Origin of the sequence: Orlajensenia flava, from assembly GCF_004801905.1 — a bacterium.
Taxonomy (GTDB): domain Bacteria; phylum Actinomycetota; class Actinomycetes; order Actinomycetales; family Microbacteriaceae; genus Orlajensenia; species Orlajensenia flava.
On record NZ_SSSN01000002.1, the window covers coordinates 125,898 to 146,274 of the forward strand.

General features: G+C 68.2%; 18 protein-coding genes, 1 pseudogene and 1 riboswitch. Of the genes and pseudogenes, 10 read left to right on the top strand and 9 right to left on the bottom strand.

Annotated features, from left to right (window positions below; translation table 11 throughout):
- Positions 1–46: 46 nt before the first annotated feature.
- The gene (locus tag E6C70_RS00990; RefSeq protein WP_136421389.1) at positions 47–2,833 is read right to left on the bottom strand and encodes an immune inhibitor A domain-containing protein; all 2,787 of its coding nucleotides are present in this window, start codon (positions 2,831–2,833) and stop codon (positions 47–49) included.
- Positions 2,834–2,997: 164 nt separating this feature from the next.
- Between E6C70_RS00990 and E6C70_RS00995 the strand changes: the two genes are divergently transcribed.
- On the top strand, positions 2,998–3,558 hold the full coding sequence (locus E6C70_RS00995; protein WP_136421391.1) for a DUF3060 domain-containing protein: 561 nt from the start codon (positions 2,998–3,000) through the stop codon (positions 3,556–3,558).
- A gap of 27 nt (positions 3,559–3,585) precedes the next feature.
- Here the strand turns inward: E6C70_RS00995 and E6C70_RS01000 are convergent, their stop codons facing one another.
- The 3 genes from E6C70_RS01000 to E6C70_RS01010 all read right to left on the bottom strand — a co-directional run bounded on the left by E6C70_RS01000 (position 3,586) and on the right by E6C70_RS01010 (position 6,191).
- Entirely contained in the window at positions 3,586–4,116 is a 531-nt protein-coding gene (locus E6C70_RS01000; RefSeq protein WP_407921007.1) for a CoA-binding protein, read from the bottom strand.
- Positions 4,117–4,241: 125 nt separating this feature from the next.
- Positions 4,242–5,537 (bottom strand): O-acetylhomoserine aminocarboxypropyltransferase/cysteine synthase family protein, encoded by a 1,296-nt coding sequence (locus E6C70_RS01005; RefSeq protein ID WP_136421395.1) that lies wholly within the window; start codon positions 5,535–5,537, stop codon positions 4,242–4,244.
- A 78-nt stretch (positions 5,538–5,615) separates the two neighbouring features.
- Positions 5,616–6,191: a cysteine hydrolase family protein gene (locus tag E6C70_RS01010; RefSeq protein ID WP_136421397.1), complete on the bottom strand. Its 576-nt coding sequence runs from the start codon at positions 6,189–6,191 to the stop codon at positions 5,616–5,618.
- A 38-nt stretch (positions 6,192–6,229) separates the two neighbouring features.
- Between E6C70_RS01010 and E6C70_RS01015 the strand changes: the two genes are divergently transcribed.
- The 3 genes from E6C70_RS01015 to E6C70_RS01025 are packed head-to-tail and all read left to right on the top strand — an operon-like array spanning position 6,230 to position 8,227.
- Positions 6,230–7,576: an MFS transporter gene (locus E6C70_RS01015; RefSeq protein WP_207670003.1), complete on the top strand. Its 1,347-nt coding sequence runs from the start codon at positions 6,230–6,232 to the stop codon at positions 7,574–7,576.
- A gap of 25 nt (positions 7,577–7,601) precedes the next feature.
- Positions 7,602–7,922 carry a rhodanese-like domain-containing protein gene (locus E6C70_RS01020; protein ID WP_136421399.1) on the top strand — a complete coding sequence of 107 codons (321 nt, stop codon included), beginning with the start codon at positions 7,602–7,604 and terminating at the stop codon, positions 7,920–7,922.
- A complete protein-coding gene (locus E6C70_RS01025) occupies positions 7,919–8,227 on the top strand; it encodes an antibiotic biosynthesis monooxygenase family protein (RefSeq protein ID WP_136421401.1) in 309 nt (102 codons plus the stop codon). Before E6C70_RS01020 ends, E6C70_RS01025 begins: the two co-directional genes overlap by 4 nt.
- Before the next feature lie 81 nt (positions 8,228–8,308).
- Here E6C70_RS01025 and E6C70_RS01030 read toward each other — a convergent pair whose 3' ends face one another.
- Positions 8,309–9,676, bottom strand: coding sequence for an HNH endonuclease signature motif containing protein (locus E6C70_RS01030; RefSeq protein ID WP_136421403.1), 1,368 nt, complete (start codon positions 9,674–9,676; stop codon positions 8,309–8,311).
- A 112-nt stretch (positions 9,677–9,788) separates the two neighbouring features.
- A riboswitch (guanidine-III (ykkC-III) riboswitch) is annotated at positions 9,789–9,854 on the top strand.
- Positions 9,855–9,868: 14 nt separating this feature from the next.
- Between E6C70_RS01030 and E6C70_RS01035 the strand changes: the two genes are divergently transcribed.
- Positions 9,869–10,186 (top strand): DMT family transporter, encoded by a 318-nt coding sequence (locus tag E6C70_RS01035; protein ID WP_136421405.1) that lies wholly within the window; start codon positions 9,869–9,871, stop codon positions 10,184–10,186.
- Positions 10,187–10,207: 21 nt separating this feature from the next.
- On the opposite strand, the gene E6C70_RS01040 is transcribed toward E6C70_RS01035, so the two are convergent.
- From E6C70_RS01040 to E6C70_RS01050, 3 genes are all read right to left on the bottom strand, one after another.
- On the bottom strand, positions 10,208–11,221 hold the full coding sequence (locus tag E6C70_RS01040; RefSeq protein WP_136421407.1) for a hypothetical protein: 1,014 nt from the start codon (positions 11,219–11,221) through the stop codon (positions 10,208–10,210).
- An 88-nt stretch (positions 11,222–11,309) separates the two neighbouring features.
- Entirely contained in the window at positions 11,310–12,350 is a 1,041-nt protein-coding gene (locus tag E6C70_RS01045) for a YeiH family protein (protein WP_328590790.1), read from the bottom strand.
- Entirely contained in the window at positions 12,341–13,990 is a 1,650-nt protein-coding gene (locus tag E6C70_RS01050) for a dolichyl-phosphate-mannose--protein mannosyltransferase (RefSeq protein WP_136421409.1), read from the bottom strand. Before E6C70_RS01050 ends, E6C70_RS01045 begins: the two co-directional genes overlap by 10 nt.
- An 18-nt stretch (positions 13,991–14,008) precedes the next feature.
- On the opposite strand from E6C70_RS01050, the gene rsmI reads away from it, so the two are divergent.
- Positions 14,009–14,827 (top strand): 16S rRNA (cytidine(1402)-2'-O)-methyltransferase, encoded by an 819-nt coding sequence (gene rsmI / locus E6C70_RS01055; RefSeq protein ID WP_136421411.1) that lies wholly within the window; start codon positions 14,009–14,011, stop codon positions 14,825–14,827.
- Between the two features lie 76 nt (positions 14,828–14,903).
- Positions 14,904–15,791, top strand: a pseudogene (locus E6C70_RS16805) (NADP-dependent oxidoreductase); the annotation flags it as partial.
- Between the two features lie 61 nt (positions 15,792–15,852).
- On the opposite strand, the gene E6C70_RS16930 reads toward E6C70_RS16805, so the two are convergent.
- On the bottom strand, positions 15,853–17,025 hold the full coding sequence (locus E6C70_RS16930) for an AI-2E family transporter (RefSeq protein WP_136421415.1): 1,173 nt from the start codon (positions 17,023–17,025) through the stop codon (positions 15,853–15,855).
- A gap of 91 nt (positions 17,026–17,116) precedes the next feature.
- On the opposite strand from E6C70_RS16930, the gene metG reads away from it, so the two are divergent.
- The 3 genes from metG to rsmA are packed head-to-tail and all read left to right on the top strand — an operon-like array spanning position 17,117 to position 20,368.
- Entirely contained in the window at positions 17,117–18,682 is a 1,566-nt protein-coding gene (gene metG / locus E6C70_RS01070; protein WP_136421417.1) for a methionine--tRNA ligase, read from the top strand.
- The gene (locus tag E6C70_RS01075; RefSeq protein WP_136421419.1) at positions 18,675–19,517 is read left to right on the top strand and encodes a TatD family hydrolase; all 843 of its coding nucleotides are present in this window, start codon (positions 18,675–18,677) and stop codon (positions 19,515–19,517) included. The genes metG and E6C70_RS01075 overlap by 8 nt, the downstream gene beginning before the upstream one ends.
- Positions 19,517–20,368: a 16S rRNA (adenine(1518)-N(6)/adenine(1519)-N(6))-dimethyltransferase RsmA gene (gene rsmA, locus E6C70_RS01080; protein WP_207670004.1), complete on the top strand. Its 852-nt coding sequence runs from the start codon at positions 19,517–19,519 to the stop codon at positions 20,366–20,368. Before E6C70_RS01075 ends, rsmA begins: the two co-directional genes overlap by 1 nt.
- Positions 20,369–20,377 lie beyond the last annotated feature (9 nt).

The following is a 20,377-nucleotide window of genomic DNA, read 5'->3' on the forward strand; positions in this document are numbered from 1 at the left end:
CATGGATGAGGCGCCGGCCCTCGTGGACCGGCGCCTCATCCTTGCTCTATCCGGCGCGCGGCGGGGTGATGCGGATGAAGGCGATGCGGTTGCCGAACAGCGCAGCCTGCACCTCCACCTTCGTGCCGTAGCCCGCACCGGCGTCGGCGGGGTTGCCCGACCCGGCGAGGCCGAAGCCGAGATCCTCACCGTAGTAGTCGGTCGCCGGAGAACCATCCGGGTTAACGATGCGCGTCGAGTACGGCTGGCCGCCAACAGACGGCACCACGACCGACGCGTCGACGTCGCGCCAGAAGATGCCCGTCGGACGAACCTCGAGGCCGGGCACCCAACCCTGGTTGTCGGTGAAGGTCTTCACCGGCTTGGAGGCAGGCACGTCGGTGCAGTACTCGGTGAACGCGGCGTCGGTGATGCACTCCGTGAACGGATAGGTGTTGTGCAGGCCGAACGCAGCGTTGGACGACTGCGCGCGCGAGGGCATGTTCTTCAGCGTCGTCGGATCGAGCGCAGCCTCAGCGCCGGTGCGCCGCAGCGGATCGAAGTGCGAGTCGACGATGAGCAGACCACCCTTGGCGCCCCCGCTGGGCAGTGACGTGAGGTTGGATGTCACGTGGTTGACGTCGCCGTACGTCGTGTCGCGGTACCAGACCAGGGCACCCGGCGCGTTGTACTTGATCTTCTGCACCTTCCAGGCGTCGTCGCTGTACACCGTCGTGTAGGCGTACTGCAGGCCGGCGTCGAAGCCGTCGAAGTTGCGCCACTCGACCAGGTAGTACTGCGCCTTGATCTGCGTGCCCGTGTCGATGCGCCAGCCCGGGCCCGTCGTGTCGGTGTGGCTCGAGACGGTGTTCGTCCAGCCGTTGTCACCGGACTCCACGTCGTCGGTCCAGACCGCCGTGTCTCCGCTCATGAGGGCGAAGTCGTCGGCGAACCAACCACGTTCCTCGAAGGCCGCGTCGGTGTTGTAGCGCAGCCGGAGGTCGATGGTCTTGCCCGCGTAGGCGGCGAGGTCGACGTACTGGTGCGCCCATCCGTCAGACGATCCGGTGAGGCCGTGGCTGAGGTCGCCGAACGTCGCGAGATTGCCGTTTGGGTCCGGGTAGTCGTCCGGAGTCGACACCTCGGTGCCGTCCTCGGCGTAGACCCTCAGGTCGGTCCAGGTGCTGCCGCCATCCGTCGATGCCTCGATGAAGCCGAAGTCCCAGTCCTGCTCGATGACGTAGTTGTTGTTCATCCAGAACTTGGCGTCAGCCGGAACGTCGAGGCTGCGGGTCAACCGCACGTCGGCCCACGACTGGTCGGCACCGGACCACCACATGTTCGTTCCGCTGGTAGGCGTCGCGAGGGTGACGACCTTGTCGGGCAGGTTGATCTTCGCGCCGTCCTCGGTGTACTTGATGGGGCGGGATGCCTGGCTCATCGCCAGCGTGCGCGTCTTGTCGCCGGGGTTGATCACCTCGGGGTCGTTCCAGCCCAGCACGTACTTGTCCCAGATGCCCATGTGGGTCGGCATCGACTGGAAGATCGGTCCGGTGTGGGATCCCGATGACATCAGGTCCCAGAAGTCGATGTCCGACTCGGCGGAACCCGAGGTGTCGTACAGGTCGGGCAGTCCGAGGTCGTGGCCGTACTCGTGAGCGAAAACGCCGACGCCCGAGTCCTCGGGCTGCACGATGTAGTTCGACACCTTGAGGTTCGAGCCGGGGATGGCTGCGCCACCCGCGACGGCGGACGAGTGCGCCCAGATGGCATAGGTGCCCTGAGCTCCGCCGCCGCCGGACTTGTCCTCACCGGCGTGCACGAGGACGACGTGGTCGATCACGCCGTCGGGCTCGTTGTAGTTGCCGTCGCCGTCCCGGTCGCCCTGGTCCTCCTGGTCGTAGTCGGCCCACGGGAAGTTCGGCTGCGCCTTCGCGAGAGCGGCCACGGCGTCGATCGGCAGCTGGCCCGCTCCGAGCTTGTTGTCGGGGTGACCCTGCATGTCCTGGATGGCTCCGGCCTCCCAGACGCCGTCGGCGTTGAGGTGGCAGGTGCTCGCACCGTAGTAGGCCTCGGAGTGCGGCACGGACACCCATGGGGTGGCCTCGCCGGTCACCGTGTATGCGCCCTGCGACATCTCCTCGTACATGTTCTTCATGGTGTACCCGGAGATGTCGAAGCCCTTCTTGCCGTCCGGCCCCGTGAGGTCGGTGCGCACGCGCTTCGTGATGCCCTTGGAGGTGTAGAGCATGTCGTTGTAGTGCTTGGACGAGAAGTCGGGCACCCACATCGAGTTGTTGTCGAGCTTGGACGCGTTGGCGGGGTTCGGGATGGTGTTGTTCGTCGGGCCGCTCTGCACGTCGCCCGGCTTGCACTCCGTCGAGCCGAACTCGGTCGGAACCTGGACCCCGGTGAAGTCGTCTTTGGCCTGGTCGTTGAACTCGACCAGGATCGTCAGGAGCTTGGCCTTCTGGGTCGTCTTGGACTTCTTGTAGAAGTTCTTGAGCCACTGCGGGCTCTTGCCCGTCTTGATGGACTGCGCCTCGAGCTTGGAGAGGCCCTCCGCGGCCACGGGGTTTCCGGCGGCGTACTTCTCGTCGATGCTCGTGGCCTTGGCCAGGGCGTCTTGCTGTCCGGTGGCGTCGACGGTGACGTCCGCCGTGAAGGCGTCCTCCGCTCGGGGCTCGACGTAGTTCATGTAGTACTCGGAATCGCTGATCACCGGTGGCGCGTAGCCCGGTGATGCCGTGGCTGTCCCGACCGCTGCCGTCGTCGCGAGACCCGCGACGACGAGGGCGACGATGGGGACGGCCGCGATCGCACGCCTGCGCGTGCGAACGTTCTTCCCTGACATGCTGCTCCTCTCGAGTGCCCGGTCGGCGGTGACCGGAGGGCACGAAGTGACGCCCGCTGCTTTGTGCGGGCTTAGAGGCATATTGCCGTTCCCTATGAGAGAAGGGAAGAGTCCTGGCCCATATCCGGGGGACATTTTTCCTGCCCGCAACATAAGCTGCTCTCATGAAGCGGATGGCGGCGGCTCTCGGGGCCGGAATGCTCGTCGCGCTCCTCGCGGGGTGCGTGCCGATGATCCCGAACGTCCCCGGCGACAGGAACCCCGCATCCGGGCGCAACGGGGGAGTCGCTCCGCGGGACGAGAGCCAGCCGACACCCGAGTCGCCGATCGCCCCGCCGCGGGACGTGCGGTGCGGCGACGGACAGGACGTCACACTCGACGCGCAGGGACGGACCTTCACGGTGACCGGCCAGTGCGGAACCGTCAACCTCAAGGGTCAGGCGCTGACCGTGACCGTGGACCATGCCGACGGCGTGTCGATCAGCGGCCAGGCCATCGTCGTGAAGGTGGGCGACGCCGTCGGGGGCCTGCAGATCAATGGCAACGCGAACGCCGTTCAGACCGGCGACCTCGGCGCCGTCTCCGTCTCCGGCCAGGGCAATCAGATCACGGCGAAGGCGCTCGGTGCACTCAGCATCAGCGGCAACGACAACACGGTCACCGGTGACACCGACCCGACGACGTCGGACGTCAACGGTCAGGGCAACGTGGTGCGACGCAGCTGAGCCGCGCCGCGCTTATCAGCGCTCGTCTCAGCGCAGGGTGCGGCGGCTCGTGATCTGACCGGTGTCGAATCCGAGCAGGTGCAGCCCTCCGTGGAAGCGCGCGTGCTCCACCTTGATGCAGCGGTCCATCACGACCGTGAGCCCTTCCGCCTCCGCGTCGTAAGCCGCTTCCTCGTTCCAGATTCCCAGCTGCACCCAGATGGTCTTGGCACCGGCAGCCACCACCTGATCGACGACCGAGGGGATGTCGCTGCCGCGGCGGAACACGACGACGATGTCCGGCACCTCCGGAAGCGAGGCGAGGTCGGGGTACGCCTTCTCGCCGAGGATCTCGTCGGCGTTGGGATTGACGAAGTACAGCCGGTAGTCGCTGCTCTGCTGCAGGTAGGTACCGACGAAGTAGCTCGAGCGAGCGGCGTTCGGGGAGGCTCCGACGATGGCGACGGATTTCGCGGCCCGCAGGATGCGCAGCCGCTCCTTGGCGTCGGGTCCCACCCAGGTTCGTTGCGATCGAAGCAGCTTCGCGAGCGGCGAAGACGCGGGCAGGTCGCAGCTCAGACCGTTGACGAGTCGGATGATCTCGGTCGGGTCGTCCGTCTCAGTCTGGGCATCCGTGTCGGCCTGGGCATCCGTGTCTTCCTGGGCATCCGTGTCGGCCCGGGCATCCGTGTCAGTCACCGTGCTCATCGGTTCGCTCCAATCGCGGCGTCGAGCGCCTGGTCGAGGTCGTAGATGATGTCGTCGACGTCCTCGATACCAACGCTAATCCTGATGATGCCCGGAAGGACCCCGGCATCGACCAATTGCTGCTCGCTGAGCTGCGCGTGGGTCGTCGATGCGGGGTGGATGATGAGCGTCTTCGCGTCGCCGATGTTGGCGACGTGGCTGGCGAGGTCGACCGACTCGATGAGCTTCTGTCCCACCGCGCGACCGCCCTTCACCTCGAAGCTGAACACCGACCCCGGGCCGATCGGCAAGTACTTCTCCGCGCGGGCGTGATGATGGTGCGACGGGAGCCCCGCCCAGTTGACGCCCTCGATGCGATCGTCCGCCGCGAGCCACTCCGCCACCGCGCGGGCGTTGTCGACGTGGGCCTGGATGCGGTACGGCAGCGTCTCTACTCCCTGGGCCAACTGGAACGCCGCCTGCGCCTGCAGGCTCGGGCCGATGTCGCGCAGTTGCTCGGCGCGCAGGCGCGTGAGGAACGCATATTCGCCGAAGTTGCCCGACCACTCCAGGCCGCCGTAGCTCGGCACCGGCTGACCGAACAGCGGGAACTTCTCGCTGTGCCAGTCGAACCGCCCGCTCTCGACGACGACTCCGCCGAGGGTCGTGCCGTGGCCGCCGAGGAACTTGGTGGCCGAGTGCGTCACGACATCCGCCCCCCATTCGATCGGACGGTTGAGGTAGGGCGTCGCGATGGTCGAGTCGATGATGAGCGGAATGCCATGCGCGTGGGCGACGTCGGCGAGCCCGGTGATGTCGGCGATGTCCCCGGACGGATTGGCGATCGTCTCGGCGAACAGCAGCTTGGTGTTGTCCTGGATCGCCGCGGCGTACGCATCGGGTTCGGAGCTCTGTACGAACGTGGTCTCCACCCCGAAGCGGCGCAGGGTCACGTCGAGCTGGGTGATGGATCCGCCGTAGAGGTTCGCCGACGCGACGATGTGGTCACCGGCGCCCACGAGGCTCGCGAAGGTGATGTACTGCGCGGAGAGGCCGCTCGCGGTGGCGACGGCACCGAGTCCGCCCTCCAGGCTCGCGACGCGCTCCTCGAAGCTCGCGACCGTGGGGTTGGCCAGCCGCGAGTAGATGTTGCCGTACTTCTGCAGCGCGAACCGGGCTGCGGCGTCCGAGGCGTCGTCGAACACGAACGCCGTGGACTGGTAGATCGGCAGCGCTCGGGCGCCGGTCACCGCGTCGGGGATGTTGCCGGCGTGGATTGCCCGCGTCTTGAAGCCGTACTCGCGATCTGCCATGCCTCAAACGCTACCGGCGTCGCGCGACGGGCTCGGCCCGTCGCGTAACCGGGGGCAATCGGCGCATCCGCGGCGTGCTCACGCCGGGTCTCCGGTCGCCTCGAGCAGGTCGGCCGTCGCCACCACTCGGGCGAATCCGCCACCGTGAAGGTTGACGGCGGTGGCACGGGTCAACTCGTCGGCGGTGAGGCGGGCGCCGTCCGTGCCCTCGAGGTCGAACGTGTGCGTCGCGTCGAGTGGCACGATCACGTCGTACCCGAGGTTGCCGCCCATCCGCGCCGTCGTCTCGACGCACATGTTCGTCTGGATGCCGACGATCACGATCTGGTGGATGTCGCGCTCGCCCAGCCAGCCGTGGAGGTCGGGGTCGCCGTAGAACGCGGAGTTGACCTGTTTGGTCACGAGGAGGTCGTGGCGCGCGTCGGCGACGACCGGCTTGAATGCATTGCCGGGCTGGCCGACGTCGAGCGGGGAATCGGGCGCGACGGAATCGTGGCGCACCAGCACGACGGGGCGATCGGCATCCGTCCACTCGGCAAGGATGGCGCCGATGTTCGCCTCAGCGCCGGGGTTGTCGCGCTCACCCCAACCCGGATCCTCGAAGCCCTTCTGCACGTCGATCACGATGAGGGCGGCGTTGTCGTCGATCTGCATGAGCCCATCGTGCCCTACGGCGGCATAGCATCGAGAGAGTGACACCGACGGCCGACCCAGCAGCGCGCAAGCGGCGGTTCGTCGATCTCACCCCCCTGCGGCACTCGCCGGCGTTCGCCCGGCTCTGGATCGGCGCGGCCATCTCGGGCATCGGCGCCCAGTTGACTATCGTCGCGGTCGGCCTGCAGATCTACGACATCAGCCGATCGACGCTCGCCGTCTCTCTCGTGGGCGGCATCGCGCTGTTGCCGATGATCGTCGCGGGCATCTGGGGAGGGATGCTCGCCGACGCCTTCGACCGTCGGGCCGTGCTGATCGTGTCGGCGGTCGCCGGATGGATGTCGACCATCGCACTCGTCGTGCTCTCGGCGGTCGACGCCGCGATGTCGTCGGGCGGCTCGCGCGTCGAGGTCTGGCCGTTCTACGTCTTCACGACCATCAATGCGGTCGCCGCCACCATCACGCAGGCGACTCGGAGCTCGGTGTATCCGCGCATCCTGCCGACCGAACTGGTCTCCCGTGCGAGCGCGCTCAACGGCATCGCCATGGGCATCCAGTTGACCGTCGGCCCAGCGCTCGCCGGCGTGCTCGTGGCCCTCATCGGCTTCCCACTCACCTTCGCGGTCGACGCAGTGCTGTTCACGGCGGGATTCCTGGGCATCCTCACCCTTCCGAAGCTGCCGCCGCTCACCGCCACCGCTCGACCCGGTCTGCAATCGCTCCGCGACGGAATGGCGTTCCTCAAGCGTGCGCCGAACATCCGCATGAGCTTCATCGTCGACATCATCGCCATGTCGTTCGGGCGTCCGTTCGTGCTGCTGCCGGCGGTCGCAGCCACCGTCATCGGCGGTGGTCCGATCACGGTGGGCATCCTCACCGCTGCTGCGGCCATCGGCACGTTCATGACCGGGCTGTTCAGTGGACCCGTCGCCCATGTGCACCGGTACGGCATCGCGATCGGTCGGGCGATCACCGTCTACGGCGCGTTCATCCTGATGTTCGGCCTGGTCATCGCGGCGATGCAGACCGGCTGGTTCGGCCCGGTCGGTGCTGACATCGCGCACGTGAACGTCGTCGCCCTCGTGCTCGCGGCCGTCGCGCTGGCCGGCACCGGAGCGTCGGATGAGGTCAGCGCCATCTTCCGGTCGACGATCCTGCTGGTGGCGGCTCCCGACGAGATGCGCGGCCGACTGCAGGGCATCTTCACCGTCGTGGTCGCCGGTGGCCCGCGCATCGGAGACCTCTACGCCGGCATCCTCGCCTCGCTTGTCGCGCTCTGGTTTCCGCCTGTCCTGGGCGGGCTGATGATCATGGCGCTCATCGCCCTCCTGCTCCGGATCTACCCCGCCTTCCGCGCCTACGACGCCCGCAATCCCACCCTCTGACCTCCCCATCTGACTGGAGCCCGCCATGGAATCGATCGACCCGGTAGCGCTCGCCGCCCTCCGCGCGGACGGCGGTGCCGCATCCGCCCCCATCATCGACGTGCGCGAGGTGGACGAGGTCGATGTCGTGCGCGTCGTCGACACCGTGAACATTCCGATGAGCGCGTTCCTCGACCGCATCGACGAGGTGCCGAGGGATGAGCGGATCTACGTGATGTGCCACGTCGGTGGCCGCAGCGCCCAGGTGACGATGTACCTGGAGCAGCGGGGCTACGACGTCGTCAACGTCGCCGGCGGCATCCAGGGGTGGGAGAACGCCGGCCTGCCCGTCGAGCACGGCCGATGATTCTCGAGCACGCGGTCCTCCCCGTCGTCGTCGGCCGCGAGGATGCCTTCGAAGCGGCGTTCGCGCAGGCGCAGGGCCTCATCTCGCAGATGCCGGGCTTCATCGACCTCACCTTGTCGCGCTCCATCGAGACCCCCAACCAGTACCTGCTTCTGGTGCGCTGGGAGAGCGTCGAGGATCACGACCCCGGCTTCCGAGGCTCGGCGGAGTACCAGTCGTGGCGGGACCTGTTGCACGGCTTCTACGATCCGTTCCCGGTGGTCGAGCACTTCCGGCCGGTCATGGGAGCGCCGGAGGGGCGCTAGCCCCGGAGCATTCGCCTCGGAGGCATTCGCCTCGGAGGCATTCGCCTCGGAGTCATTCGGCTCGGCGTCCCGGCTGCGGCATTAGAACGGAGGCCCGTCGGTGTCCTCGGTGGGACGCCGGCCTGCGTAACCGGGCGGCGCATCCGCGTAACCGGACGGCGCATTCAGGCGACCGGGCGCTGAACCCGTGCCACCGGGCGGCGGGTGGCTGTCGTATCCGGTCGGCGTGGTCACGCGGATGCCGCCGCCGGGCCTGGCCGTGATGGTGATGCCGGTGGTGGATTTCAGGCGGTGAAGTCGGGGCTTCAGCGGGAGCAGGTTCTCGATGTCGGTGGACCCACCGTCCTGCCACTCCCTGACGTGATCGACCTCGGCGTCGACCGAGGTGTAGTCGGCGGCATCGGCGTCCAAGCTGTAGCGGAGTGTGAGCCATTCGCGTTGTGCTCGGCTGGGCCGATACGCACGGCGGTCGAGGGTGAGGCGGGCGGGACGTAGCGGATCGGTGTACAACCGTCCGAAGGACGGGCAGTCACGCAGAGCTCGCCCCGAACGGGCCGGATCGACCTGACCGTACCCCTCCAACTGGCCGACTCCGTCCGGGTCGACCAGCAGGTAGGGGCGCACGATCGCTGCCGTCGGGGTGCCGTCACCCGCCAGCCAAGCGACGGCGGCGTCGGCGCGGAGTTGGGCCTTCGTCTTGGTCTGCCCGTCCTCGTGTCGCAGGCGCGTGGCGGTGCGAGTGAGTCGGGCGTCGATGCGGACCGCGTCGACGGCGGCCACGTACAGGTGCAGCCACGCCATTCCGTCAGCGGCGGGGTCGAACTCCACCCGCCGTTCCGCGTGAGCGCGGTCGTGGCGCACCTGAACCGGCTCCGTCGCGAGCTGCCCTGCGCGCCGCTTCATTCTGCGTCGGAACGCGCCCGGCGCCAGCCGGCAGGCTGCGTCGGATGCCTCCGCGTCGTACCGGGCGATCGCCTGCGGGTCGGATACGACTCCGGACGCCTCTACCGCCGCCCGGACCTGCAGGTAGGGAGCCAGTCCGGCTACGAAGACGTCGCGCAGGAGAGGCAGCCTCGTCTGCAGGGTGTCGGCGATGTGCAGGTGACTGTGGACGGTCTGCTCCGACAGGTGCAGCCGCGCAGCCAGATCGAACACGGCGGCTCGGACGCTGAAGCTGACCGCGTCGGCTTCGTTCACCTCGGCACCGGGACGGTGGGGCACGTAGATCTCCGGATGCGCGCGAGCGATCGCCACGGTATCGCCCACGGCGAGAACCAGCAGTGCATGCTCCTGGTTCGTCGCGAACTGGCGGCACTCCGCATCGTCCAAGGTGCGGCGGATGCCATCCAAGGCGCGGCTCTCGTCGTTGGAGTCTTCGTCGACGCGATCGGAGGCGACGTCCGCCTCATCGACGAGTTCACCTGTCGCGACCGCGCATCCGATCTCCATGATCCGACACTATGGTGACCCACCGACATCGAACCGAGGAACCGAAGAGGGCGCGGCGCGGGCGGGGGAGGCGCTGCACAGGGGCTGCACAGGGCGCTTCGGTACTCTGTTCACAGGTCGCCACACCAGCGGCCCCGGACGAGGGATCAGTACCCGGAGAGCGACAAGACTGGCCACAGGAGTGGATCAGTCATGGCATGGGTCATTCTCATCGCGTCCGGCGTGCTCGAAGCCGTCTGGGCGACCGCGCTCGGCAAGTCGGAGGGCTTCAGCAGGCTCTGGCCGTCCGTCATCTTCTTCGCCGGTCTCGTCGCGAGCATGGGCGGCCTCGCCCTCGCGATGCGCAGCATCCCGATCGGAACGGCCTACGCCGTCTGGGTCGGAATCGGCGCAGCACTCACCGTCGGCTGGTCGATGATCAGCGGCGACAGCACCGTCTCGTGGGTCAAGCTTGCGCTCATCGTCGGCCTCATCGGCTGTGTCGTGGGCCTCAAGCTCGTCGACCACTGAGGTCGGATGGCGAGGCGCCCGTCACTCGACCAGAGGTGCGGGCGCGGGCGCCTCGGCCGTCAACAGGTCGGCGTGCTCGCGTGCGTACCGTCGGGCCAGGACGATCCGACGGATGGTGAGCGGGATGGCCCAAACCAGAATCGCCACGAGCAGCACGATGAGTGCAACGTTGAAGGAGCTCGAACGGCGATAAGTCAGACTCTGAATCTGTTGGATCAGGATCCCGGCGTAGAGCAGTCCGATGAATCCCAGCTGGAATGCAAGCGTGTACGACACGATCGCCGCGTATCGTGCGGCGCCGACGCGTTCGGACTCCTCGAGCTCGATGGGCTTTCGTCGCAACACGAGTTTCATGTAGCGCCGCATCCGTCCGAGGTCACCGCCTCCGGTCGCGCGGAGACGCCGGTTGATCGACAACGAGCACATGACACAGGCGAATCCCGCGGCGATGAAGGCGAATTCGACTGCCAACGACACCTCGACCGCGGTCTCACCGATCCGATGCGAATCGCCGCGACCAAGGAGAAGGAACAGCGCGAGTCCGGCGAGGAGGAACACCACGAAGGTGATCGCGATGATGGCGATCTTGCGCCCCACCTCCCGACGGCTGACCGGCACCCACGCGGTGACGGGCCGCGGATGCGCCAATTCATGACGGATCAGCGATCGGCCGACCGCCAGACCGGCCGCGAACAAGCCGGCCGCTAGGACGATGAAGAGGATAGGCAGCCAGATCGGGGCGCCAACCACGACGCTGTACACGATGATCGCGACGACACCCAGGCCCTCGGCGATTCCCACGCCGAAGAGGTAACGACGGAAGTAGCTGCGGCTGTCGGCCGAGACCGTCGTGTCCCAGAAGGCCGAGATCGATCCCAGAATGAGCGGGCCGTAGATGAAGGTCGTCACGGCGAAGAACGCGAGGAAAATCAGCCAGCGACCATCGCGAGGCGTCGTGAGTACTAGAAGGAAGCCGGCTCCGACCATCACCCCGGTGGCCAACAGCACCGAACCGATATACGCCACTACCTTCATGCCAACCGCCCCCGTCGGCCGCGTCGTCGCTGAGCCGAGTGGAAGTCAACACCCGCGAGCCCGCGCGACGATACCCCTACAAAGAGGGTCAGCTGACGAGCACCGCTCCGTAGGCCAAGGCCGCTATGAAGACCCATGAGGTGAGGCCGACGACGAGGGCCCGCCATCCGGTGCGCGCCAGCTCGCTCACCCGCACTCCGCTGCCGAGGGCGAACAGGGCGACCGCCAGCAGAACGTTGCGCACGTCATCCGCCGCGCTCACCGCAGCAGCAGGGATGGGCAGGAACGTGCGCACCAGCACCAGCAGCACGAATCCAGCGACGAAGAGCGGCACGATCGGTGGGCGTGGGCCCGTGGCATCCGTCGCCCGTCGCCTCTCGATGGATGCCGTGATGGCCACCATCGGCGCGAGCAGCAGCACGCGGGTGAGCTTGACGATGACCGCGACGGCGAGGGCAGCTCCACCGGCGATCTGTGCGGTCGCGACCACCTGTCCCACGTCGTGCACGCCCGCCCCCACCCAGTGCCCGAACTGCAGGGCGTCCAGGCCGAGTGGATGCCACAGGGCGGGCAGTACCGCGATGGCAAGGGTGCCGCACAGGGTCACCAGCGCGATCGGGGTGGCCTGGTCGCGCTCCTTCGCGCGCACCACGCTGCCCATCGCGCCGATCGCGGATGCGCCGCAGATGGAGAATCCACTCGCGATGAGCAGCGGCTGGTGGCCGGGCAGTCCCATCGACCGGCCGAAGGCGAGCGTCACCGCGAAGGTCAGCAGCACGACGAGAACCGTCGTGAGGATGGCCCTCCAGCCGAGCGACGCGATGTCGCCGAGGCTCAGGTCGATGCCCAACAGCACGATGCCTGCTCGCATGATGGATCGACCCGCGAACGCGATGCCGGGCGCCAGCACGCCATCGAGGAGCCGACGCATCGGCGGCACCTGCGCCGCGACGATGCCGAGCACGACGACGGCGGTGAGCCACGGGATGGCGGGCACGAGCACGTGAACGCCCCAGGCGAGCAGGGCGCCAGCGCCGGCGACCAGCAGGCCCGGGAGCAGGCCGGGGACCAGGGCGGGAAAGAGCCGGCCGGAGGGCCGACCCGGTGCCGACCCGCCGCTCAGCGCCAACTCGGCAGCCAGATGTGCAGCTGCCAGTACCAGAACGGGATGCGCTCACCCGTCCAGAGCGGCCAGAAGAACACCGTCACGAGCACGCTGACGATGAGGAAGGCGCCCACCACGCCGATGCCGCGGGTGCGACGCCATGTCGGATCGTCCCGGCGGCCGAGGATGAGGGCTATCACGAACGTGAGCGCCAGGATCAGGTAGGGCTCGAAGGCGATCGTGTAGAACTGGAAGACCGTGCGGTTGGTGTACGCCAGCCACGGAAGGTAGGCGCCCACCATTCCCATCAGGATGAAGCCCACGCGCCACTCCCGGTAGCGGGCCAGGCGGTAGACGAGGTAGAACAGCGCGATCACGGCCGCGTACCAGATGATCGGATTGGCGATCGAGGTGATGGCGTCCGAGCATGCCGAGACATTGCAGCCGCTCTTCGCGTCGGTGCCGAGGTAGTACATGCTCGTCGGCCGCACCATGAACAGCCACGTCAGCGGATTGGCCTGGTACGGATGCGGGGTGTGCAGCCCCACATTCCAGCCGTACGCCTCGCTGTGGTAGTGCCAGAGACTCTGCAGCGAGTGCGGCACCCACGCGAGCGGTCCCGTCCACGCCTGGCCCGGTTCGTTCGCCCAGGTGCGGTAGTAGCCGCCCGACGTCAGGAACCAGCCCGTCCAGCTCGCGAGGTAGGTCGCCACCGCGATCGGGACCATGAGGAGGAAGCTGATCGGACCCTGCTTGAGGATGGCGGCGCTCGCCCAGAAGGGGATGCCGAGCCGCCGACGCGCGAGGGCGTCGACCACCACCGCATAGATGCCGAACGCCGTGAGCATGAACAGGCCCGACCACTTGACGGCCGACATGAGGCCGAAGCTGAGACCCGCCGCCATGAGCCACGGCCGCCACCACAGCGCCGGACCCCAGTCGGGCGGGCCGGCATCCGTTCCCCGCTCGAGAGCCCGTCGTTCGAGCGCGCGCGACAGCCGGCGTTCCGTCCACGTGCGGTCCAGCAGCATCGCCCCGAAGCCGAGGAGTCCGAAGAACATCACCGAGACGTCGAGCAGCCCGACGCGCGAGAGCACGATCGCGTGGCCGTCGATCGCGAACAGGAATCCGGCGATCACCCCGATGAGGGTGGAGTGGAACAGTCGGCGGGCGATGAGGGTGATCAGCAGGACTCCGAGCGTGCCCACCACGGCGGTGCCGATGCGCCAGCTGAAGCTGTTATCCGCACCGAACAGCATCATGCCGGCGCCGATGATCCACTTGCCGAGGGGCGGATGCACGACGTATTCGGCGGCGTCGTTGAAGATGTTCGTCTTGCCCGCCGCGAACTGCTGATCGGCGTCCGCCGGCCAGGTCGACTCGTAGCCGTTGTGCCACAGCGTCCAACCGTCCTTCACGTAGAAGGTCTCGTCGAACACCAGGGAGTGGGGGTTGCCGAGATCCCACGTCCGCAGGATCAGCGCGAGCAACGTCACACCGAGCGGACCGCCCCAGTACCAGAACCGCTGTCGAAGCGGAGTGCGCAAGGTCCACGCCCACCACGCGTCGAGGCGCGTGCCGCGGGGCTCCTCGTCTTCGAGGGACGGATGCGCATCGTCGACGTCGACGGCAGGCTGCGGCGCGGTCGCCGGTTCGACGGTCATTGCGCAATGCTAAGTCACATGATCATCCTCGGAGGGACGCCCATCGGCAACCTGGGCGACGCGTCCGCCCGACTGGTGGAGGCGCTGCGCACCGCCGAGGTCATCGCGGCCGAGGACACCCGGGTCACTCAGCGCCTGATGAGCGCTCTTCACATTGAGAACCGACCACGGCTGATCCCCCTCCATGACCACAACGAACGCGTCAAGGCCGCCGAACTGGTCGAGCTCGCCCGTGACGCGGATGTCCTCGTGCTGAGTGACGCGGGCATGCCGACCGTGAGCGATCCTGGCTACCATCTCGTCGACGCCGCGGTCGCGGCGGGTGTCGGAGTCACGGTCATCCCCGGCCCGAGCGCCGTGCTCGCCGCCCTCGCCGTGTCGGGGCTTCCCACCGACCGGTTCAGCTTCGAGGGATTCACCCCGCGCAAAGGCGGAGACCGGCGGAGCACGTTCACGGCGCTCGTCAACGAGCGCCGAACGATGGTGTTCTTCGAGTCGCCCAATCGGTTGGCGGCGTCACTGAGCGACATGGCCGCGGTGTTCGGCCCCGAGCGCATCGTCGTGGTCTGCCGCGAGCTGACCAAGTTCTACGAGGAGGTCCGCCGGGGGACGGCGACCGAGCTGGCGGAGTGGGCGGCCGAGGGGGTCAAGGGCGAGATCTGCATCGTCGTCGCCGGGGCACCGGAACGCGTAGCGGACCTCGGCTCGGGGGTCGACGAGGTGCTCGCCCGGGTCGCCGGGGGCGCCCGCCTCAAGGAGGCGGCCGCATCCGTCGCCGAGTCGACCGGTCTCGGCAAGCGCGACCTCTATGAAGGGGCCCTCGCCCGGCGCGGTTGACGCGGGCGTGCCGCCCTCATTTCGCCCCCGGAAGGGGTGAGAATGGACACGGAGGCTGTTGACACGGAGGTGCGCAATGGCTCGAGTGGTGCAGTACTCGCGGTTCGGAGGACCCGAGGTACTGGAGGTTGTCGACATCGACACGCCCGCGCCGGGGGCCGGTGAGGTGCTCGTGCGCGTCATCGCGGCCGGCACCAATCCCGTCGAGAGCGCCGCGCGCAGCGGGGCCGCGCCGGAACTGTGGCACGTCGACCTGCCGACCGGGCAGGGCAGGGATCTCGCAGGCATCGTCTCCGCCGTCGGGTCGGGGGTGAGCCGGTTCCGCGTCGGCGACGAAGTCATGGGCTACGTGGATCACGGGTCGCAGGCGACGGATGTCGTCGTTCCCGAAGTGCAGCTCGCACCCAAACCGCGTGGCGTGGAGTGGGAGATAGCGGGGAGCCTGTACGTCGCCGGCACGACCGCGCTGGACGGCGTACGCGACGTGGCGTTGCGACCGGGCGACGTGGTGGTCATCACGTCGGCGGCCGGGGGAGTCGGCGGGCTCGCCGTGCAACTCGCCGTGGCGAAGGGCGCGCGCGTGATCGGGACGGTGGCCGAGCGCAACTTCGACTACGTGCGGATGCTCGGCGCGACGCCGGTGGCGTACGGTGCCGACCTCGCGTCCCGCATCCGTTCCGCCGCACCCAACGGCGTCGACGCGTTCATCGACTTCTTCGGCGGCAACTCCGTCGAGGTGGCCCGGGAGCTCGGCGTGCCGTCCTCGCGCATCACCACTGTCCTCGCGCTCGACGCCGTGGACGAGTACGGCGTGCAGACCGCGACCGCCGGCGGCCTGGCCGAGATGCTCGAGATCGCGAAGCTCATGCAGGACCACCAGCTGCGCATGCCGATCGCCGACGTGTTCCCGCTGGAGGACATCGTCGCCGCATACACGCAGCTCGATCGCCGCGAGTCCGTCGGCAAGATCGTGATCGGCATGAACCCCGTGCGCTACCGCAACCAGCGCACGCGAGACACCGGCGTCAAGCAGCAGGATGTGACGCTGGGGGTGCCGACTCCTCATGATCAGATCGACTCTCCGGTTGTTCTTCCTCCGGTTTTCGGTCACCGGAGAGGGCACGCGCCCACTCCGCCTGCGGATCGGCGTCCAGAAGAAGAAGCTTGAGCAGCAGCGTCAGCGGAACGGCCAGCAGCGCGCCCAGTGGGCCGAGCACGAAGCCCCAGAAGAAGACGGATGCGAACGTGATGGTGAATCCGAGGCTCACGGCCACGGCGACGAATCGCGGCTGAACGAGCACCTGCAGGGTCACGTTGATCACGATGTAGACGCCGATGACGACGAGAGCGAGCCCCCAGCCGCCGGTGACCAGCGCGAGCGCCGCGGGAGGCACCACGCCGATGATGAAGCCGATGTTCGGGATGAAGTTGGTGATGAACGCCAGCACCGCCCAGATGAAGGCTCCGGGAACGCCGAGCGCCCACAGGATGAGCCCGTCGAGCACGGCGACGATCGCTCCGAAGATCGCGTTGACGATCATGTAGCTGCGCACGCCCGAGGCGAACCGGTTGAGTGCGGCGATGACGTGCCCCCGCGAGTCCCGGTAGCGGGCGAACAGCGGCGCGATGTAGGCCGCATCCGCCGCCATGAAGAGGGCGTATGCGAACACGAGGGCGATCGCCGAGATGGAGCTGAGCAGAGACTTGGCGCCCGCGAGCACGATGCCGACCAGCGTGCCGGGGTCGAACGACCCGCTGATGGCCTTCGTCTGCGCGGCCGAGAGGCCGAGGCCGTTCACCCAGTCCGTGAACTGGCGGGCGCTCGCCTCGAACTGGTCGGCACTGTCGGTCACCAGCCGGGCGAACTGGGCGAGGGCCAGCACGAGGAGGCCCAGGATGATGATGAGGATGAGGTAGACCACGACGATGACGGTCGTGGTGGCGAGCCAGCGGGGCCATCCCCGCTTCTCGAGGAGCGGGCGAACCGGGTGCGCGATGATGACCAGCACCACCGCGAGCACGATGGGGCCGATGATGTCCTTCGCGAAGTACATGCCGGCAACGGTCAGCGTCGCGGCCGCGAGCGTGATGAGCACCCGGGTCGAGAGCGAGAAGCCGACCGGTGCCACGGCGGCTCCCGGCCGTTCGGTGTCCTGGGCGTCGTGGATTCGCACGTCGGGGGTGGTGGCATCCGTCATGCGCCCATGCTGACAGGCGCGGGCACCACCGCGCGGAGGGCTTGCCGTAACGCGGCCGGTCGGGTACGGCCCGCCGAATAGGATGGAAACCATGCCCAGCGGTTCCTCCTTCTACGTCACGACGCCGATCTTCTACGTCAACGACGTACCCCACATCGGCCACGCGTACACCGAGGTGGCCGCCGACGTGCTCGCCCGGTGGCACCGCCAGCGCGGGGACGACACGTGGATGCTGACGGGAACCGACGAGCACGGCCAGAAGATCCTGCGCACGGCAACGGCGAACGGCGTGACGCCGCAGCAGTGGGCGGACAAGCTCGTCGCCGAGGCGTGGAAACCCCTGCTCGAGACGGTCGATCTCGCCAACGACGACTTCATCCGCACCACCGATGAGCGTCACGAGGTGAACGTGCAGAAGTTCCTGCAGCGGCTCTACGACGACGGCCACATCTACACGGGTGAGTACGAGGGCTACTACTGCGTCGGCTGCGAGGAGTACAAGCAGCCGAGCGACCTGCTGCCGGGCACGGGCGAGTACGAGGGTCAGCTCGTCTGCGCCATCCACTCCCTGCCCGTCGAGCTGCTCAAGGAGCGCAACTACTTCTTCCGCATGAGCGCGTTCGGCGATCGCCTGCTCGAGCTCTACGCCGCCCAGCCCGATTTCGTGCAGCCCGAGAGCGCCCGAAACGAGGTGGTCTCGTTCGTGCAGCAGGGCCTCGCCGACCTGTCCATCTCGCGGTCGTCCTTCGACTGGGGCGTCAAGGTGCCGTGGGACGAGTCGCACGTCGTCTACGTCTGGTTCGACGCCCTGCTCAACTACATCACCGCTGTCGGCTACGGAGCGGATGAGGAGGAGTTCGCGCGGCGCTGGCCGGCGACCCACATCGTCGGCAAGGACATCCTGCGCTTCCACGCCGTCATCTGGCCGGCCATGCTGATGGCGGCCGGCCTCGACGTGCCCAAGCGGGTGTTCGGCCACGGCTGGCTGCTGGTCGGCGGCGAGAAGATGAGCAAGTCCAAGCTCACCGGCATCGCCCCGTCGCAGATCATCGACACCTTCGGCTCGGATGCGTTCCGGTACTACTTCCTCCGCGCCATCGCCTTCGGGCAGGACGGCTCGTTCTCGTGGGAGGACCTCGCCGCCCGGTACCAGGCCGAGCTGGCCAACGGCTTCGGCAACCTCGCCTCCCGGGTGGTGGCGATGGTCGCGCGCTACTGCGACGGCGTCGTGCCGACGCCCGGCGAGTTGACGGATGCCGACCGCGCGATCGTGGACCTCGAGAGGTCCGCGACGGCGGCCGCCGACAAGGCGATCGACTCGCTCGGCATCCACGAGGCCATCGCCGCGACCTGGCGACTCGTCGATGCGCTCAACGGGTACATCACCGAGCAGGAGCCGTGGGTGCTCGCGAAGGATCCCGCGCAGCGGGAGCGCCTCGACACGGTGCTCGCGACCGTCGTGCGCGGGCTCGGGACACTGGCCGTGCTGCTGTCTCCCGTCGTTCCGAAGGCGACGGCGAAGCTCTGGGAGGCGCTCGGCGGAGAGGGCGAGCTGGCGGCGCAGCGCATCGATCGCGCCTGGGAGTGGCGAGGCGGGGCGACGGTCACCCCCTTGGCCTCGCCGCTGTTCCCGCGCATCGAGGCGAGCGGTGAGTAGCGTCCCGGCCTACCCCGAGGCACCTGAGCCGCTTCCCGTCGGCGTCTACGACAACCACACCCACCTCGAGTTCGATCCCGGCTACCCGGGCCTGGAACTCGGCGACCACCTCGATCGTGCGTCTGCCGTCGGCGTCCTCGGCGTGGTCCAGGTGGGCACCGACCTCGAGAGTTCGCGCTGGTCGGCTGCGACGGCGGCCGCAGAGCCTCGCGTACTCGCATCCGTCGCCATCCATCCCAACGAGGCCGTCGAGTATGCCGAACAGGGCGTACTCGACGCGGCCCTAGCCGAAATCGACGCCCTGGCTGCGCTGCCGCGCGTCGTGTCGATCGGCGAGACCGGGCTGGACTACTACCGCACGGAGACGGATGCCGGCCGCGCCGCGCAGTTGCGCTCGTTCGAGGCGCACATCGCCATCGCCAAGAAGCACGAGCTGGCCCTGCAGATCCACGACCGCGACGCGCACGACGACGTCATCGCCACGCTTCTGCGCGTCGGCGCCCCGGAGCGCACCGTGTTCCACTGCTACTCGGGCGACGCCGAGATGGCCGCCGTCTGCGCCGCCCACGGCTGGTACCTCTCCTTCGCCGGCAACGTGACCTTCAAGAATGCGGGCAACCTGCGCGAGGCCCTCGCGGTGACCCCGCGCTCGCGCATCCTCGTCGAGACGGATGCGCCGTTCCTCACGCCTGTGCCCCTGCGCGGGCGACCGAACGCGCCCTACCTGATGCCGCACACCGTGCGCGCGATGGCGACGTATCTCGACATGGCTGTCGACGACCTCGGCGAGCAGCTCGCCACGAACACCGAAGCGGTCTACGGAAGGTGGTCGTGATGGCGATGCTCGGACCCGCGGAGATCCGCGACCTCGCCGAACTGCTCGGCGTGACGCCGACGAAGAAGCTCGGCCAGAACTTCGTCATCGACGCCAACACCGTGCGGCGCATCGTCAAGGCGGGCGGGGTGCGCGCCGGAGAGCACGTCGTGGAGATCGGCCCGGGCCTCGGCTCGCTCACGCTCGGGCTGCTCGAGGCCGGAGCATCCGTCACCGCGGTGGAGATCGACGGACGCCTCGCCGAGCAGCTGCCCAAGACCGTCGAGTTGATGCAGCCGGGCGCGGCGTTGACCGTCGTGCACGAGGATGCACTGCGCGTCGACGCGCTCGACGGCGACCCGGTGCGCCTGGTCGCCAACCTGCCGTACAACGTGTCGGTGCCCGTGCTGCTGCACTTCCTCGAGCACTTCCCGTCCTTGCAGTCGGGCGTTGTGATGGTGCAGGCGGAGGTGGGACACCGGCTGGCCGCCGCCCCGGGGTCGAAGGTCTACGGGAGCCCCAGCGTCAAGGCGGCGTGGTACGGAGACTGGCGGCTGGCCGGCAACGTCAGCAGGCAGGTCTTCTGGCCGGTGCCCAACGTCGACTCGGTGCTGGTGGCGTTCGAGCGGCGCACGGATCAGCTCGGCACGGAGGACGAGCGTCTGGCGACGTTCGCGCTCGTCGATGCCGCGTTCCAGCAGCGCCGCAAGATGCTGCGACAGTCCCTCTCGAGCGTGTTCGGCGACTCGGCGCGAGCATCGACCGCGTTGGAAGCGGGCGGCGTGCCCCCGACCGAGCGAGGCGAACAGCTCACCGTTCACGACTTCCTCCGGGTCGCCCGGGACGGGTGGTCGGAGGGTGCGCTGGGATAGGTTGGGGAC

Excerpts from the sequence above, each read along its gene's own strand:
- E6C70_RS01030 (WP_136421403.1), bottom strand. The coding sequence starts at position 9,676 with ATGGAGATCGGATGCGCGGTCGCGACAGGTGAACTCGTCGATGAGGCG.
- E6C70_RS01005 (WP_136421395.1), bottom strand. The coding sequence starts at position 5,537 with ATGGCAGATCGCGAGTACGGCTTCAAGACGCGGGCAATCCACGCCGGC.
- E6C70_RS00990 (WP_136421389.1), bottom strand. The coding sequence starts at position 2,833 with ATGTCAGGGAAGAACGTTCGCACGCGCAGGCGTGCGATCGCGGCCGTC.
- E6C70_RS01025 (WP_136421401.1), top strand. The coding sequence starts at position 7,919 with ATGATTCTCGAGCACGCGGTCCTCCCCGTCGTCGTCGGCCGCGAGGAT.
- E6C70_RS01010 (WP_136421397.1), bottom strand. The coding sequence starts at position 6,191 with ATGCAGATCGACGACAACGCCGCCCTCATCGTGATCGACGTGCAGAAG.
- E6C70_RS01020 (WP_136421399.1), top strand. The coding sequence starts at position 7,602 with ATGGAATCGATCGACCCGGTAGCGCTCGCCGCCCTCCGCGCGGACGGC.
- rsmI (WP_136421411.1), top strand. The coding sequence starts at position 14,009 with ATGATCATCCTCGGAGGGACGCCCATCGGCAACCTGGGCGACGCGTCC.
- E6C70_RS01035 (WP_136421405.1), top strand. The coding sequence starts at position 9,869 with ATGGCATGGGTCATTCTCATCGCGTCCGGCGTGCTCGAAGCCGTCTGG.
- metG (WP_136421417.1), top strand. The coding sequence starts at position 17,117 with ATGCCCAGCGGTTCCTCCTTCTACGTCACGACGCCGATCTTCTACGTC.
- E6C70_RS01040 (WP_136421407.1), bottom strand. The coding sequence starts at position 11,221 with ATGAAGGTAGTGGCGTATATCGGTTCGGTGCTGTTGGCCACCGGGGTG.
- E6C70_RS00995 (WP_136421391.1), top strand. The coding sequence starts at position 2,998 with ATGAAGCGGATGGCGGCGGCTCTCGGGGCCGGAATGCTCGTCGCGCTC.
- E6C70_RS16930 (WP_136421415.1), bottom strand. The coding sequence starts at position 17,025 with ATGACGGATGCCACCACCCCCGACGTGCGAATCCACGACGCCCAGGAC.
- rsmA (WP_207670004.1), top strand. The coding sequence starts at position 19,517 with ATGGCGATGCTCGGACCCGCGGAGATCCGCGACCTCGCCGAACTGCTC.
- E6C70_RS01050 (WP_136421409.1), bottom strand. The coding sequence starts at position 13,990 with ATGACCGTCGAACCGGCGACCGCGCCGCAGCCTGCCGTCGACGTCGAC.